General features: G+C 69.3%; 15 protein-coding genes. 7 read left to right on the top strand and 8 right to left on the bottom strand.

All coding sequences use genetic code 11. The features are described from left to right. Positions 1–43: 43 nt before the first annotated feature. The gene (locus MAE01_RS12685) at positions 44–691 is read right to left on the bottom strand and encodes an alpha/beta hydrolase family protein (RefSeq protein ID WP_147039926.1); all 648 of its coding nucleotides are present in this window, start codon (positions 689–691) and stop codon (positions 44–46) included. A 1-nt stretch (position 692) separates the two neighbouring features. Next, positions 693–1,451, bottom strand: a complete 759-nt coding sequence (locus MAE01_RS12680) for a YflT domain-containing protein (RefSeq protein ID WP_229718052.1) — start codon at positions 1,449–1,451, stop codon at positions 693–695. A 67-nt stretch (positions 1,452–1,518) separates the two neighbouring features. On the opposite strand from MAE01_RS12680, the gene MAE01_RS12675 reads away from it, so the two are divergent. Genes MAE01_RS12675 through MAE01_RS12660 form a run of 4 tightly spaced genes read left to right on the top strand, consistent with a single transcriptional unit; the run spans position 1,519 to position 5,002 of the window. Then, positions 1,519–2,784: a magnesium transporter gene (locus MAE01_RS12675; RefSeq protein ID WP_147039925.1), complete on the top strand. Its 1,266-nt coding sequence runs from the start codon at positions 1,519–1,521 to the stop codon at positions 2,782–2,784. Continuing rightward, entirely contained in the window at positions 2,784–3,347 is a 564-nt protein-coding gene (locus MAE01_RS12670; RefSeq protein ID WP_147039924.1) for a DUF1003 domain-containing protein, read from the top strand. The genes MAE01_RS12675 and MAE01_RS12670 overlap by 1 nt, the downstream gene beginning before the upstream one ends. Then, entirely contained in the window at positions 3,344–4,486 is a 1,143-nt protein-coding gene (locus MAE01_RS12665) for an Mrp/NBP35 family ATP-binding protein (protein WP_147039923.1), read from the top strand. Before MAE01_RS12670 ends, MAE01_RS12665 begins: the two co-directional genes overlap by 4 nt. A gap of 12 nt (positions 4,487–4,498) precedes the next feature. Next, positions 4,499–5,002 (top strand): YcxB family protein, encoded by a 504-nt coding sequence (locus tag MAE01_RS12660; protein ID WP_147039922.1) that lies wholly within the window; start codon positions 4,499–4,501, stop codon positions 5,000–5,002. 5 nt (positions 5,003–5,007) lie between these two features. Here the strand turns inward: MAE01_RS12660 and MAE01_RS12655 are convergent, their stop codons facing one another. Continuing rightward, entirely contained in the window at positions 5,008–5,415 is a 408-nt protein-coding gene (locus MAE01_RS12655; RefSeq protein WP_147039921.1) for a twin-arginine translocase TatA/TatE family subunit, read from the bottom strand. Positions 5,416–5,496: 81 nt separating this feature from the next. Between MAE01_RS12655 and MAE01_RS12650 the strand changes: the two genes are divergently transcribed. Then, a complete protein-coding gene (locus tag MAE01_RS12650) occupies positions 5,497–6,132 on the top strand; it encodes an O-methyltransferase (protein WP_147039920.1) in 636 nt (211 codons plus the stop codon). A 64-nt stretch (positions 6,133–6,196) separates the two neighbouring features. On the opposite strand, the gene MAE01_RS12645 is transcribed toward MAE01_RS12650, so the two are convergent. From MAE01_RS12645 to dapE, 4 genes are all read right to left on the bottom strand, one after another. Continuing rightward, complete coding sequence (locus MAE01_RS12645) at positions 6,197–6,736, bottom strand: hypothetical protein (protein ID WP_147039919.1); 540 nt, start codon at positions 6,734–6,736, stop codon at positions 6,197–6,199. Between the two features lie 139 nt (positions 6,737–6,875). Continuing rightward, entirely contained in the window at positions 6,876–7,043 is a 168-nt protein-coding gene (locus tag MAE01_RS12640) for a DUF3117 domain-containing protein (protein ID WP_147039918.1), read from the bottom strand. Between the two features lie 95 nt (positions 7,044–7,138). After that, complete coding sequence (locus tag MAE01_RS12635; protein ID WP_229718053.1) at positions 7,139–8,368, bottom strand: putative hexosyltransferase; 1,230 nt, start codon at positions 8,366–8,368, stop codon at positions 7,139–7,141. Continuing rightward, entirely contained in the window at positions 8,350–9,423 is a 1,074-nt protein-coding gene (dapE, locus tag MAE01_RS12630) for a succinyl-diaminopimelate desuccinylase (protein WP_147039917.1), read from the bottom strand. Before dapE ends, MAE01_RS12635 begins: the two co-directional genes overlap by 19 nt. Before the next feature lie 81 nt (positions 9,424–9,504). Here dapE and dapD point away from each other — a divergent pair, with 81 nt between their 5' ends. Together dapD and MAE01_RS12620 are read left to right on the top strand one after the other, a co-directional pair. Then, the gene (gene dapD, locus MAE01_RS12625; RefSeq protein WP_147039916.1) at positions 9,505–10,443 is read left to right on the top strand and encodes a 2,3,4,5-tetrahydropyridine-2,6-dicarboxylate N-succinyltransferase; all 939 of its coding nucleotides are present in this window, start codon (positions 9,505–9,507) and stop codon (positions 10,441–10,443) included. 235 nt (positions 10,444–10,678) lie between these two features. Beyond that, positions 10,679–12,142, top strand: coding sequence for a DEAD/DEAH box helicase (locus MAE01_RS12620; RefSeq protein WP_147039915.1), 1,464 nt, complete (start codon positions 10,679–10,681; stop codon positions 12,140–12,142). 166 nt (positions 12,143–12,308) lie between these two features. Here MAE01_RS12620 and MAE01_RS12615 read toward each other — a convergent pair whose 3' ends face one another. Then, positions 12,309–13,604, bottom strand: coding sequence for a citrate synthase (locus MAE01_RS12615; RefSeq protein ID WP_147039914.1), 1,296 nt, complete (start codon positions 13,602–13,604; stop codon positions 12,309–12,311). Positions 13,605–13,763: the final 159 nt, after the last annotated feature.

Here is a 13,763-nt window from a genome sequence, read left to right as displayed (position 1 = left end):
ACAAATTGCGACCCCTGCGGGGGCGGATGCTGCGGCGGGGCGCTCAGCGCCGGGCGAAGTCCGCGACGAGCGGCGCGAGCGATGCGCCGATCACATCGGCGGGACGCTTGTGTCCCTTGACCTCGAAGGAGTGACCGCCGCCCTCGATCCACGCGATGTGCGCGTCCTGGCAGGTCGCCACGACATCTTCGAGCTGCGAGACGGGCTGGATGAACGGGTCGTTCGATCCCTCGATGAACAGCTGCGGCGCCGCGATCGCCGGCAGGTGCTCGGCGCGCAGCTTCTCCGGCTGCCCCGGCGGGTGCAACGGGTACCCGAGATAGATCAGTCCGTCGACCTCGAGCCCTTCGGCCACGGCCATCGACGCCATCCGTCCGCCGTACGACTTGCCGGCGGCCCAGAGCGGGCCTTCCGGCATCCGCACGCGCGCATGCTCGACCGCCGCGCGCCAGGTCGCGATCGCGTGGGCCGCAGGGCCCGGCATCCGCCTCTCCTGCTCGCGGTACGGGAAGTTGAACCGGATGGTCGCGAAGCCGAGTGCGTTCAGCGCGTCGGTGAAACCGCTGAGGAACGGATGCTCCATCCCCGCGCCCGCGCCGTGGGCGACGAGCACGGTGCCGCGGCCGGATCCCTCGCCCCACGCCGTCGAGACCGAGACGGATCCCTTCGGGAGCTCGACGTCGAACGACACGTCAGCTCTCGTCGTCGCGTTTCTGCGGCGCTTCTTCCTCGCCCGGGGCCTCGGCCGGGGTGTCGACCGCGGCCGTCGGAGCCGCGTCTTCCGAAGGCTCCGAAGACGGCTCCGTCGCGGGTTCTTCCGGCGTCACGCGCTCACCGTACTGCGGTGCAGGATCTGCAGGACGGGGCGGGATGACGTGCCCCGCCGGCACCTGCGCCGCAGCCGCGGCATCCGATCCGGGGGCGACCCGCTCGCCATAGCGCGGCGGCTCGTCGAGGTTCGTCGGAGGTTTGACAACCTGGGTGCGAGGCGACGTTCCGAGAGCCTCGCGCGCCTTCGCGAGCGATGCGGGCAGCACGGTGACCTCATAGTGGTCGGCGGCGAGCTGCGTGACGCTGGCGAAGTCGCGCCGGCGACGGACGATCGCGTAGGTCACCAGGCTGAGGATCATGCCGAGCGCGACGCCGATGAACACGAATCCGACGAACAGCTGGATCGGGGCGTCAGGGTTGCCGATCACGAGGATCGCCGAGAGCAGCAGACCGATGAGCACGCCGTTGACCGCTCCGGAACGGGCGGCGGCCGCATAGCCGAGTCGTCCGGTGACGCGCTCGATCGTGCGCACCCCCTGTCCGACGATCGCGATGTCGCGCGCGGGCACCTCGGCGGCGATCAGCTTGGACACCGTCTTCTGGGCGGCCTCGTACTCGCGGACCGATGCGACGGCCTCGCCGACGGCCGTGCCGGTCGCGGGACGGTTCAACATGCTCATTCCTCCATTGTTCCACGCGCACCTTCGGGCAGCCCGGGTTCCGCGGACCGCGGGCTACGCTGGACGAGTGAGTACACAACGGGTTTTCGTCGCGCGCCTGGCAGGCTGCGCCGTCTTCGACCCAGTGGGCGACCGGCTCGGCAAGGTCCGGGATGTCGTCATCGTGTATCGAAGTACCGTCGCTCCCCGCGTGATCGGTCTCGTCATCGAGATCCCCGGCCGCCGCCACGTGTTCATGTCCATCGGGCGGGTCACCTCGATCCGCGCAGGACAGGTGCTCACCACCGGCCTCATCAACGTGCGTCGCTTCCAGCCCCGGCCCGGCGAGGTGCGCGTGCTCGCCGAGCTCCTCGGCCGGCGCGTCGAGCTCGCCGACGGGACCGGCAGCGCCGTCATCGAGGATGTCGCGATCGAACCGAACCGTCTCGGCGAGTGGAGCGTCAGCCAGCTCTTCCTGCGCAAGCCGAAGACGAGCGCATCCCCCTTCGCGAAGGGGCCGACCACCTTCGCCGGGTGGAACGAGGTCGCGGAGAAGCGCACCCCTGGTGAATCCCAGTCCGCAGAGCAGCTCGTCGCGTCGTACTCCGAGCTGCACGCCGCCGACCTCGCGACCACGCTGCTCGACCTTCCCGACCAGCGCCTGATCGAGGTCGCGGAGGAGCTCCCGGACGACCGCCTCGCCGACGCGCTCGAGGAGATGCCCGAAGAGGACCAGGTGCACATCCTCGACGGCCTCGGCGACGAGCGCGCCGCCGACATCCTCGACCACATGGAGCCCGACGACGCGGCCGACCTGCTGGCCCAGCTGCCGAAGAAGCGGCTCGAGCAGCTGCTCGATCTCATGGAGCCCGAAGAGGCCGAGGACGTCCGCACCCTGCTCAGCTACGGCCCCGACACGGCCGGCGGTCTGATGACCACCGAGCCGATCGTGCTGTCCGCCGACGCCACCGTCGCCGAGGCGCTCGCGCTGATCCGCCGCCACGAGCTGCACCCGGCGCTGGCGGCCGCCGTGTTCGTCACGCTGCCGCCGTTCGAGACTCCGACGGGACGCCTGCTCGGCGTCGTGCATTTCCAGCGGATGCTGAGATACCCGCCGCATGAGCGGCTCGGCGCGATCGTCGATGAGACGATGGAGCCGATCTCGGCGATGGCCTCGGCCGCCGAGACGGCCCGCCTGCTCGCAAGCTACGACCTCGTCTCGCTGCCGGTCGTGGATGCCGCCGGGCGCCTGGTCGGCGTGGTCAGCATCGACGACGTGCTCGACTACCTGCTGCCGGACGACTGGCGCACGCATGATGCTGACGACTCGATGACGACGGGCGGTGCACGATGATGGCGAAGAGCGACCGCTCCGGCCTCGACGCTCCGCTCGGCCGCGGCGCCACTCGGCAGCGGCCGGAGTCGCGCGACCGGTTCGGGCGGTTCACCGAGTGGGTCGCCCGCGCGATGGGCACCCCCGCGTTCCTGCTGATGCTGACCCTGTTCTGCCTGGTGTGGATGGTCTACACCGTCGTCGCCGAGCAGAACGGCTGGTGGCGCTTCGACTCCGCCGCCCTCGGATTCACGGCGCTCACACTCATCCTGTCGCTGCAGGCGTCGTACGCCGCCCCGCTGATCCTGCTTGCGCAGAACCGGCAGGACGACCGCGACCGCGTGCAGATCGAGCAGGATCGCCAGCGCTCCGAGCGCAACCTCGCCGACACCGAGTACCTCGCCCGCGAGATCGTCGCGCTGCGCATGGCGCTGGAGGAGCGCAACGCCCAGGCCGTGACACGCGACGTGCTCCGCCAGGAGCTGCGGGCGATGCTCGCAGACCTCGACGATGACCACGACGGCGACGCAACCGACACGCGCACCGGTCACGCCTCGCCCAGGCCGCGTCGCACGCGACCATGACGCTGGCAGACCGCGTCCGCGCGGCGGTCGGCGCGGTCTCAGATCCGGAGCTGCGCCGGCCGATCGCCGAGCTCGACATGCTCCGCGACATCTCGGTCGACGGCGATCACGCCACCGTCGGCATCGCACTCACCATCGTCGGATGCCCCGCCGCCGACCGCATCGAATCGGACGTGCGCCGTGCCGCGGCATCCGTCACCGGCATCGCTGACGTGACAGTCGACGTCGGCGTGATGACCCCGGCCGAGCGGAAGGCGCTGACCGAGAAGCTCCGCGATGGGCGCCCTGCGCGCCAGATGCCGTTCGGCCCGGATTCGCTGACCCGCGTCATCCTCGTCTCCAGCGGCAAGGGCGGAGTCGGCAAATCGACGATCACCGCCAATCTCGCGGTGGCGCTGGCCGAGCAGGGGCTCGCTGTCGGACTGGTGGATGCCGACGTGCACGGCTTCTCGATCCCTGGACTGCTCGGCATCCCGGCCGGAACCCAGCCGACGCGCATCGACGACCTCATGCTCCCGCCCGTGGCGCACGGCGTGAAGACCATCTCCATCGGCATGTTCCTGCGCGACGGAGAGGCCGTGGTCGCCTGGCGCGGCCCGATGCTGCACCGCACCGTGCAGCAGTTCCTCACCGACGTCTTCTTCGGCGACCTGGACGTGCTGCTCATCGACATGCCTCCGGGCACCGGCGACATCGCGATCTCGATCGGGCAGATCCTGCCCCACGCCGAGGTGCTCGTGGTCACGACGCCGCAGTCCGCGGCATCCGATGTCGCCATCCGCAGCGGCCTGGTCGCCCGTCAGACCGGTCAGCACGTGATCGGCGTCGTCGAGAACATGGCCGCCTTCACCCTGCCCGACGGCACGACCGTCGACCTGTTCGGCTCCGGCGGCGGCTCGGAGGTGGCCGCCGCGCTGTCCGAGGGCGACGAGGAGGTTCCCCTCCTGGCCTCGGTTCCGCTGAGCCCTGCGCTGCGTGCCGGAGGGGATGCCGGCATCCCGATCGTCCTGAGCGATCCAGAGGATGCCGCGGCGCGCACCGTCCGCGCGCTCGCGGAGCGGCTCTCGCAGCGGGGCAGGAGCCTGTCCGGCAGGTCGCTGCCGGTCGCTGTCACGAGGCGGTCCGCACCCGAGTCGTGACAGACTCGGGAGGTGACCAACGGTTCTTCCTCCCGATCCCTCGTCGTCGATGCGGAACTGCTCCGCGGCATGACGTGGGACACCGTGATCTACACGCTCACGCGCCCGCTCGCCGTCATCGCCTACGCGGCGCTGGTCGCGGCCTTCATCCTGAACGCAGTCGTGCTGTCGATGATCGGCGGCGCCGATCCGGAGCAGACGACCACTCTCACCTGGACCATGATCGCGATCGCCGCACTGGTCGTCGCCTCGATCATCTTCACCCGAGCGTCCACGCGGCGCGCGCTCAGCGCAGCGATGCCCTCTGGGTCAGCGGTGCGGGTGGAGCTGGAGCCGGAGTCGGTCAGGATGATCGCGAAGAACGGCGTCTCCGACGTGGCCTATTCGACGTTCCGCTCCGTGCGCATCGGGAAGCACGCCGCGGTCCTGCGCCTGCGCGGATCGTCCGTGGTCACCGTGATCCCCAGAAGCCTGCTGAGCGACGCCGACATCGCGCTGCTCAAGTCGAAGATCTGAGCCGGTCAGGTCGCCTCGACGTCGTAGGGCGGCGGGTTGTCGCGTGTGAACTCCGGACGCGTCCTCGGGAACCGAGGCGCAGGGGCGACCGCTGAGGGCGCTGCGGCCGCTGCAGGAGCGACAGCCGTGGCGGTCGCCGTGGTCGTCGCCGCGGGGGCGTCCTCGAGCAGCGCATCTCGGATGATTCGGCGGGGGTCGTACTGACGCGGATCGAGCTTCTTCCAGTCGACCTCGTCGATCTCCGGACCCATCTCGTCGCGCATCCGGGAGCGGGTGTCGCGAAGGTACTCGCCGACCTTGCGGACGAACCGGGCGAACGTCTCGGCGGCCTTCGGCAAACGCTCCGGGCCGATGATGAACGCGGCGATCACCCCGATGAGAAAGAGCTTCTCGATGGTGAGGCCGAAATCCATGTACACAGGCTACCCGCCGCGCCTCACGGCCAGGAACTCGGCATGCGAATACTCTGGACAGTGCAGCCGGAGGAGAAGGTCATGAGCGAGAACGACGCGAACGCACGCTACATCCGCGAGGCGATCGTGGAGCCCGCGCCGATCGCGCGCGCCCGCGCGCATGCGCTCGAGCTGGGCGTCGCCTCCGTGAGCCCCGCCGTCGGCGCGCAGCTCGCGGTACTGGCCGCAGCGACCAACGCCCGGTCGATCGTCGAGATCGGCACCGGCGCAGGTGTGTCAGGGCTCTGGCTGCTGCGCGGAGCCCCTGGCGCCGTTCTCACCTCGATCGACAACGAACCGGAGCACCTGGTCGCCGCTCGCCGCAGCTTCGGCGAAGCGAAGATCCCCGGCACCAAGGCCCGCTTCATCACCGGCCGCGCCGCCGATGTGCTGCCGCGCATGAACGAGGCCTCCTACGACATCGTGCTCGTCGACGCCGATCCGGAGAACGTGATCGAGTACGTCGAGCACGGGCTGCGCCTGGCGCGCAGCGGCGGCATCGTGGTGGTGCCCCGCATCCTCGCCGGAGGCAAGACCGCCGATCCCGTGCAGCGGGATGCCGTCACCAGCGCCTACCGTTCGCTCGTGCAGGAGACCCAGGAATCCCCCGCCGTTCTCGCGGCGATCTCCACAGCCGGCGAAGGGCTGCTGCAGCTGGTCAGCCTCAGCACCGACTGACCGCGAACCACACAGAAGCGGCGCCCCGGTCTTCGCCGGGGCGCCGCTTCTGTGGGTGGGTGGATCAGTCGAGGATGCCGCCGAGCAGCGAGTCGACATCGCCGGACACACCGATGTCGCCGACGGAGACGCCGGAGTCGTTGCCGGAGCCGACAGCGTTGCCATTTCCGTTGCCGGAGCCGACCTCGTTGCCGGAGACGTCGTTGCCCGAGCCGACAGGCGCGTCGATCGGAGCGGAGACGTCGTTACCGGAGCCGACGGGAGCTGCGACCTCGTTGCCGGAAGCCACCGGGGTGTCGTTGCCCGAGAGCACGTCACCGTTCAGGGTGTCGCTCACGAGCGGTCCTTCGACCACTGGAGCGTTGATCAGGCCGCCGTCGACGTTGCCCACAGCGCTGTCGTTGCCGCTGGCGAGGACCGTGTCGCTGACCCATGCCTGGAGGCCCTCGATCGAGCTCATGAAGTCGGCAGTGGTGGAGGTGGATTCGTGCGTGCTGTCCGTGGTCTCCGCGGCCGTCGCCGGCAGTGCGAAACCTGCGACTGCGAGAGCGGCTGCGCTTGCACCCGCCGTGCTGATGAGTCCGAGTCGTGTCATCTTACGCATGATGTTCCTTTCCGTTCCGTGCGACATTCGCCGCACAATGGGTCGTTCGGACCCCTCGGAGAATCGGATGGGACACCGTCTGAAACGACGAGGGGCGGCGGATCCGAAGATCCACCGCCCTTCGCTAGAGAACTGAAGTTCAGCTCACGACGCCCGCAAGGACATCGTGCAGTTCCTTCGCCTCTTCATCGTTGACAGAGACGACCAGCCGGCCGCCGCCCTCGAGCGGAACGCGCACGATGATGAGTCGTCCCTCTTTCACGGCCTCCATGGGTCCGTCCCCAGTCCTAGGCTTCATCGCTGCCATCGTGGCTCCCTTTCCCTCGGTGGTATACATCGAGTTTATCGGTATGCTTCCGCCCCTGCGCGCTCGAAGAGTAATACCCGGTTAACTTCTTGTCGTCACGGCACCTGCCAGAAGGTGCTTCCCTGCGCGTAGACCTGGTCGATCCACACCCACTGCCCGAGCAGACAGAGGGCGAGCACGCCGATCCGGTAGGCCCTGGAACGCGGAACGGCGAGTGCTCCGGCCAGCGGAGTCAGCGGGATCAGCAGCCGGAAGGTGCTCGACTGCGGGAAGAACACCGCGAACAGGTACAACAGGTAGCTGGCGCTCCACAGCCGCAGATCGGCACCGAGACGGCGCACCTGCGGGGCGAACAGCATCCCCGCTGCGGCCAGCGCGAGCAGCACGAGCGCGATCGGCCCCCACCACGCCGGCATCCCCCACTGCGCGAACCAGAACTGCGACGCCTGCACCCAGCCGTCGAACGGAATGAACGCGCCCTCCCCGACGCCCCAGTTGCGACGCCACGACAGTTCCGTGGCCAGATAAGCGCCGGGGTCGCCAGTGACGATCCCGGCGATGACCTGCCAGGCGAAACCGGTGACCGTCGCGAGCATTCCCAGCACGACGATGTGCACGATCTCCCGCGTCGGGAGCGGATCCTGGCGGCGCCGGATCCAGCGCAGGATGCCGTAGAGCCCGAGATACAGCGCGAAGGCGAGGATGCCGGGGCGCGTGAACGCCATGACAGGAACGACGAGGTACAGCCAGCCGAACCGGCGCCGGGCGACCAGGTCGAGGGCGAGCAGCAGCAGGCAGACGAACAGCGACTCGGCGTAGCCGACCTGGAACAGCGCGGCGAGCGGTCCCCACGCGAAGAAGGTCACCGCCCACATCGCGGCGGAGGCGCCGATGCGCCCCCTCAGCAGCCGGTGCAGCAGCACGCACGCGAAGAACCCGGCGACGAACGAGATCAGCAGCGCGCCCACTCCCCAGGAGCCGAACGGGAGGCCGATCAACTGCGCCGCATATGCGTACACGGGCATGAACGCCCAGGCGTTCTCGGCGACCTGCCCGGACTCCGTCAGCGGCAGCACCTGCGGGTAGCCCTGCCACGCCACCAGCCAGTACCACTGCGCATCCCAGCCGAGGATGAAGCTGCCGATCGTCGCGTCCGCCCCGAAACGAGACCCCGGCTCAGACAGCTCGGCCGCGAGTGCGAGGAACCCGGTCGTGACGACGCGTCCGAGCAGATAGACGATCGCGATCCGCGCGATCACGGGCACGCGTGCCCACGAGCGCGCGAAACGAGTCACGGCGGTGGCCGTCACTGCGCCGTGAGCCACGCTCGCAGACCCTGCTCCACGGCATCGATCTGCGCGAGCGGGACGCGCTCCTCGTCGTGGTGCGCGAGGTGCGGGTCGCCGGGGCCGTAGTTCACGGCGGGGATGCCGAGCGCGCTGAACCGCGCCACATCCGTCCAGCCGTACTTGGGCTTCGGCACGGCGCCGACGGCCGCGACAAACTCCTGCGCGATGGGGGCATCCAGGCCGGGACGCGCGCCGTCGGCGGCATCCGTGATCTCCACCTCGAAACCGTCCAGAACGCCGCGCAGGTGGGTTGCGGCGTCAGCGGCGGTCTTGCTCGGGGCGAAGCGGTAGTTGACCTCGACCTCGCACAGGTCGGGGATGACGTTGCCTGCGACGCCGCCCGTGATGCGCACGGCGCTCATGCTCTCGCGGTAGGCGAGCCCCTCCACCTGCACCTCCTTGGCGCGGTACTCGGCCAGACGGGACAGGATCGGGGCAGCCGCATGGATCGCGTTCTCGCCGATCCACGCCCTGGCGCTGTGTGCGCGCACCCCGTGAGTGCGGACGACGGCGCGCAGCGTGCCGTTGCATCCGCCCTCGACCTGGCCGTTGGAAGGCTCGCCGAGGATGGCGAAGTCGGCGGCGAAGAGATCGGGCCGGTCGGCGGAGAGCAGATTCAGGCCGTTCAGCGACGCGGCGACCTCTTCGTTGTCGTACCACATCCAGGTGATGTCGACCACAGGCGCGACGAGCTCCGCGGCGAGCTTCAGCTGCACCGCCACGCCGCCCTTCATGTCGACGGTGCCGCGACCCCACAGGTGCGGTTCGCCGTCGATCTCCACGACTCGCGTAGGAAGGTTCTCGTTGATCGGGACGGTGTCGATGTGCCCTGCGATCACCACGCGCTGCGCGCGGCCGAGGTTCGTTCGCGCCACGACGGTGTTGCCGTGCCGGATGACCTCGAGGTGCTCGAGCGGAGCGACGGCCGCCTGGAGCGCGTCTGCGAGCAGGGCCTCCCCGCCGGAGACGCTGGGGATGTCGCAGATCGCGCGAGTGAGTTCGACGGAGGACGCAGTCGGGTCGAGCAGCATGCGTCCAGCCTACGGCGCGCAGCGTCGATCCCTGAGCCTGCTGAGTCGATCCCTGAGCCTGTCGAAGGGTAGCGTTGAGGCATGAGCGCGCGCACTGTATGGGGAATCGGTCTGACCACGATCGCCGGCAACGGCACCGTCCTGGACGCCTGGTACCCCCAGGTAGGAACCGGCTCCGTCATGGAGGCCGAGCTCGGCGAACTCGAGGCGCACGCCGGCGCGGACGAGCGCCGCAACGTCCGCATCGAGACGGTGCAGCTGCAGATCGATCTGGATGCAGCGCCGGCATCCACCGCGGACGCGTACCTGCGCCTGCACGCCCTCTCGCACCTTCTCGTGCGCCCGAACGAGCTGAGCCTCGACGGCATCTTCGCCCACCTGCCGAACGTCGCGTGGACCAACGCCGGCCCCATGCATCCCGATGACGCCGCGCGCCTGCAGCCGCAGATGCGCCGCCACAGCATCCAGGTGCAGGGACTGGACAAGTTCCCGCGTCTCACCGATTACGTCCAGCCTGCCGGCGTCCGCATCGCGGATGCCGCGCGCGTGCGCCTTGGCGCGCACCTCTCCCCCGGCACCACCGTGATGCACGAGGGCTTCGTGAACTTCAACGCCGGCACTCTCGGTGCCTCGATGGTGGAGGGCCGCATCTCGCAGGGCGTCGTGGTCGGCGAGGGCAGCGACATCGGCGGCGGAGCATCCATCATGGGCACCCTCTCCGGGGGCGGGACGGTGCGCGTCTCGATCGGCGCTCGCACGCTCCTCGGCGCGAACTCGGGGCTCGGCATCGCCCTCGGCGACGACTGCATCCTCGAGGCCGGCGTGTACATCACTGCCGGGTCGAAGGTCGTGCTCGCCGACGGCCCGAACACGGCGGACGGCGGCAAGCGCATCGTCAAGGCCGCCGAGCTCAGCGGACGCGACGGGCTGCTGTTCTGGCGCAACTCCGTCACGGGTGCGATCGAGGCGAAGCAGCGCGACGGCGTGGGTGTGACCCTCAACGAGGCGCTGCACGCCTGAACTGCGCGGCGTCAGCGCGTCGAGGTCTCTGACAGCCGGGCTCTGCTAGGCTTGCGAGGTTGCCCGGTGCTCCGGGTGACTGCGTCGTCGACACGGGGTCCTCCCAGACCGAAGCGAGCAAACCTGCTCCTCCACCAGTTGGCGTTTCGAACGGCGAACCTCTGCGCACTTCCTGTGCGCGGTCGCCCATCTCACTATTCGCGCGTGATCCGTCACGCGCCGACGGAGTATCTCTATGCCTACTTTCCTTGAACTCGGCGTGCCCGCACGCCTCGCTGACGTCCTCGCCTCTGACGGCAAGACCGAAGCATTCGCCATTCAGCGCGACACCCTCCCCGACTCGCTCGCCGGACGCGACCTGCTCGGCCGCGGCCGCACCGGCAGCGGCAAGACGATCGCGTTCGCGCTGCCCCTGGTCGCGCGTCTGAGCGCGTCGACGAAGAAGACCCGTGCCTCGCACCCGCGCGGCCTCGTACTCGCGCCGACCCGCGAGCTCGCCACGCAGATCGCCGCCACCGTCACCCCGCTGGCAGAGGCCGCAGGCCTGCGCGTCACCACCGTGTTCGGCGGTGTCAGCCAGCGTCCGCAGGAGCAGGCGCTGCGCAGCGGCGTCGACATCGTCGTGGCCTGCCCCGGCCGCCTCGAAGACCTCATGAAGCAGAAGCTCGTCTCGCTCGACGCCGTCGAGGTCGCCGTGCTCGACGAGGCGGACCACATGGCCGACCTGGGCTTCCTGCCCGGCGTCACCCGCATCCTCGCCTCGACCCCGACCGGCGGACAGCGTCTGCTGTTCAGCGCCACCCTCGACCGCGGCATCGACTCGCTGGCCAAGCGCTTCCTGTCGAACCCCGTCAGCCACGAGGTCGACGAGGCCAGCGTCCCGGTCGGCGAGATGACTCACCGCGTGCTCATGACGACTTCGACCGAGCACAAGACCGTGCTGGTCCGCGAGCTCGCCTCTGGCACCGGCCGCCGCATCCTGTTCACCCGCACCAAGCACCAGGCGAAGAAGCTCGCCAAGGTGCTCACCGCCGCCGGCATCCCCGCGGTCGACCTGCACGGCAACCTGTCGCAGAACGCCCGTGAGCGCAACCTCAGCGCGTTCTCGGCCGATCCTGCAGACGGCGGCGTCCGCGTGCTCGTCGCGACCGACGTCGCGGCCCGCGGCGTGCACGTCGACAACGTCGACCTCGTCGTCCACGTCGACCCGCCCATGGAGCACAAGGCATACCTGCACCGCTCCGGCCGCACCGCGCGTGCAGGCGCTGCCGGCACCGTCGTCACGGTCGTCCTGCCCGAGCAGCGTCGCGACGTGAAGGACCTGCTCCGCAAGGCGCAGATCACCGCCGAGCTCGAGACCGCGAACTCCACGATCGTCGACGAGCTCGTCGGCGAGCGTGCCGCGCACGTGAAGCCCGCTCCGGTGCAGCCGCAGCAGCGTCAGCAGCCGAAGAAGCCCAAGCAGCCGCAGCAGGGCGGCGCTCCGGCTTCCGGTTCCCCGGCCCGCCGCCGCCGTCGCCCGCAGGGGCATGGCGGCCAGGGTCAGGGCCAGAGCGGCCAGGGTCAGCCCGCCGCGCAGGGGCAGCGCTCGGGCGGAGGCCAGCGTTCCGGTCAGCAGCGTCCCGGAATCCAGGTCGGTCAGCGCGTGGACACGCGTCGTCCGCGGCGCGCGCAGGGCGGCGGCTCGCAGGGGCGCTGAGCGGTTTCGACTCGCTGACGCTCGCTCAACCCGTTTCGTCTTCGGTGGCTGCGCCGCCTACGCTCAACGACCCGCAATAGGGACGTGGCGGAGGCACGCAGCCGCCCGGATATGCGAAAGCCCCGGAACTCCTCTTCGAGGAGCATCCGGGGCTTTTGCGTATCCGTCAGCGGGTCGGGAACTGGCGTTCCGGCGATCCCGTGTACAGCTGCTGCGGGCGACCGATCTTGGTCTGCGGGTCGAGGTTCAGCTCGCGCCACTGCGCGAGCCACCCGGGCAGGCGGCCGATCGCGAACAGCACCGTGAACATGCGGGTCGGGAAGCCCATGGCCTTGTAGATGACGCCGGTGTAGAAGTCGACGTTCGGGTACAGGCGACGCTCCTTGAAGTAGTCGTCCGCGAGGGCGATCTCCTCGAGCTCCTTGGCGAGGTCGAGCAGCGGGTCGGTGACGCCGAGCTCGCGGAGCACCTCGTCGGCGGCCTCCTTGACGAGCTTGGCGCGCGGGTCGTAGTTCTTGTAGACCCGGTGGCCGAAGCCCATGAGCTTGACGCCCTCTTCTTTGTTCTTCACGCGCTCGACGAAGCGCTGCACGCCCTGGCCTGAGTCGCGGATCTCGGCGAGCATGCTCAGCACAGCCTCGTTGGCACCGCCGTGCAGCGGGCCGGAGAGCGCCTGGATGCCGGCGGAGATCGACGCGAACTGGTTCGCACCGGTCGAGCCGACCAGACGCACAGTCGAGGTCGAGGCGTTCTGCTCGTGGTCCTCGTGCAGGATCAGCAGCAGCTCGAGCGCCTTCGACATGACCGGGTTCATCTCGTAGGGCTCGGAGTGCACGCCGAAGTTCAGCTTGAGGAAGTTGTCGACGAAGCTCAGCGAGTTGTCGGGGTAGAGGAACGCCTGGCCGACGCTCTTCTTGTGCGCGTACGCCGCGATCACAGGGAGCTTCGCGAGCATGCGCACCATGTTCAGCTCGACGTGCTCGGGGTTGTTCGGGTCGGTCTGGCCCTCGTAGTAGGTCGAGAGCGCGGCGACCGCCGACGACAGCACCGACATCGGGTGCGCGGTGTGCGGCAGAGCCGAGAAGAAGTGCTTCAGGTCCTCGTGCAGGAGGGTGTGACGGCGGATGCGGTCGTCGAAGTCGGCCAGCTCGCTCGGCGTGGGCAGTTCGCCGTAGATCAGCAGCCATGCGACCTCGAGGTAGCTGCAGTTCTTGGCCACCTGCTCGATCGGGTACCCGCGGTAGCGCAGGATGCCCTGGTCGCCGTCGATGAACGTGATGTCCGACTTCGTGGATGCCGTGTTGACGAAGCCGTAGTCCAGGCCGGTGAAGCCGGTCTGCTTCGTCAGCGTCGAGAAGTCGATGCTGTCAGCGCCTGCGGTGCCGCGCAGAACGGGGAACTCCGCCGTGGTGTCGCCGATCGTGAGAGTGGCCTTGTCCTGCTGGTCTCCCGCTGCACTCACGCGGACCTCCTTGTACGTTTACGCGACCTGTTTGGTCTGATTCGTCGAGGGCGATCCACGGCGCACAGCGCCTGACCGGGTTCCGATCGAATCGCCTTTACAGCCTAGTCGCCAGATCGGCCTACTGTGACATCCGCCAAGAGCCGCGGAGTTTCACCG

Source organism: Microbacterium aerolatum (genome assembly GCF_007988825.1).
In the GTDB taxonomy this organism is placed as follows: Bacteria; Actinomycetota; Actinomycetes; order Actinomycetales; family Microbacteriaceae; genus Microbacterium; species Microbacterium aerolatum.
The sequence above is the reverse complement of the archived record's forward strand: the minus strand, read 5'-3'. Positions and strand labels throughout refer to the sequence as shown.

What these genes read in the sequence shown, in the direction of transcription:
- MAE01_RS12645 (WP_147039919.1), bottom strand. Translation starts at nt 6,736, where the DNA reads ATGCGTAAGATGACACGACTCGGACTCATCAGCACGGCGGGTGCAAGC.
- MAE01_RS12620 (WP_147039915.1), top strand. Translation starts at nt 10,679, where the DNA reads ATGCCTACTTTCCTTGAACTCGGCGTGCCCGCACGCCTCGCTGACGTC.
- MAE01_RS12670 (WP_147039924.1), top strand. Translation starts at nt 2,784, where the DNA reads ATGGCGAAGAGCGACCGCTCCGGCCTCGACGCTCCGCTCGGCCGCGGC.
- MAE01_RS12640 (WP_147039918.1), bottom strand. Translation starts at nt 7,043, where the DNA reads ATGGCAGCGATGAAGCCTAGGACTGGGGACGGACCCATGGAGGCCGTG.
- MAE01_RS12665 (WP_147039923.1), top strand. Translation starts at nt 3,344, where the DNA reads ATGACGCTGGCAGACCGCGTCCGCGCGGCGGTCGGCGCGGTCTCAGAT.
- MAE01_RS12655 (WP_147039921.1), bottom strand. Translation starts at nt 5,415, where the DNA reads ATGGATTTCGGCCTCACCATCGAGAAGCTCTTTCTCATCGGGGTGATC.
- dapD (WP_147039916.1), top strand. Translation starts at nt 9,505, where the DNA reads ATGAGCGCGCGCACTGTATGGGGAATCGGTCTGACCACGATCGCCGGC.
- MAE01_RS12680 (WP_229718052.1), bottom strand. Translation starts at nt 1,451, where the DNA reads ATGAGCATGTTGAACCGTCCCGCGACCGGCACGGCCGTCGGCGAGGCC.
- dapE (WP_147039917.1), bottom strand. Translation starts at nt 9,423, where the DNA reads ATGCTGCTCGACCCGACTGCGTCCTCCGTCGAACTCACTCGCGCGATC.
- MAE01_RS12650 (WP_147039920.1), top strand. Translation starts at nt 5,497, where the DNA reads ATGAGCGAGAACGACGCGAACGCACGCTACATCCGCGAGGCGATCGTG.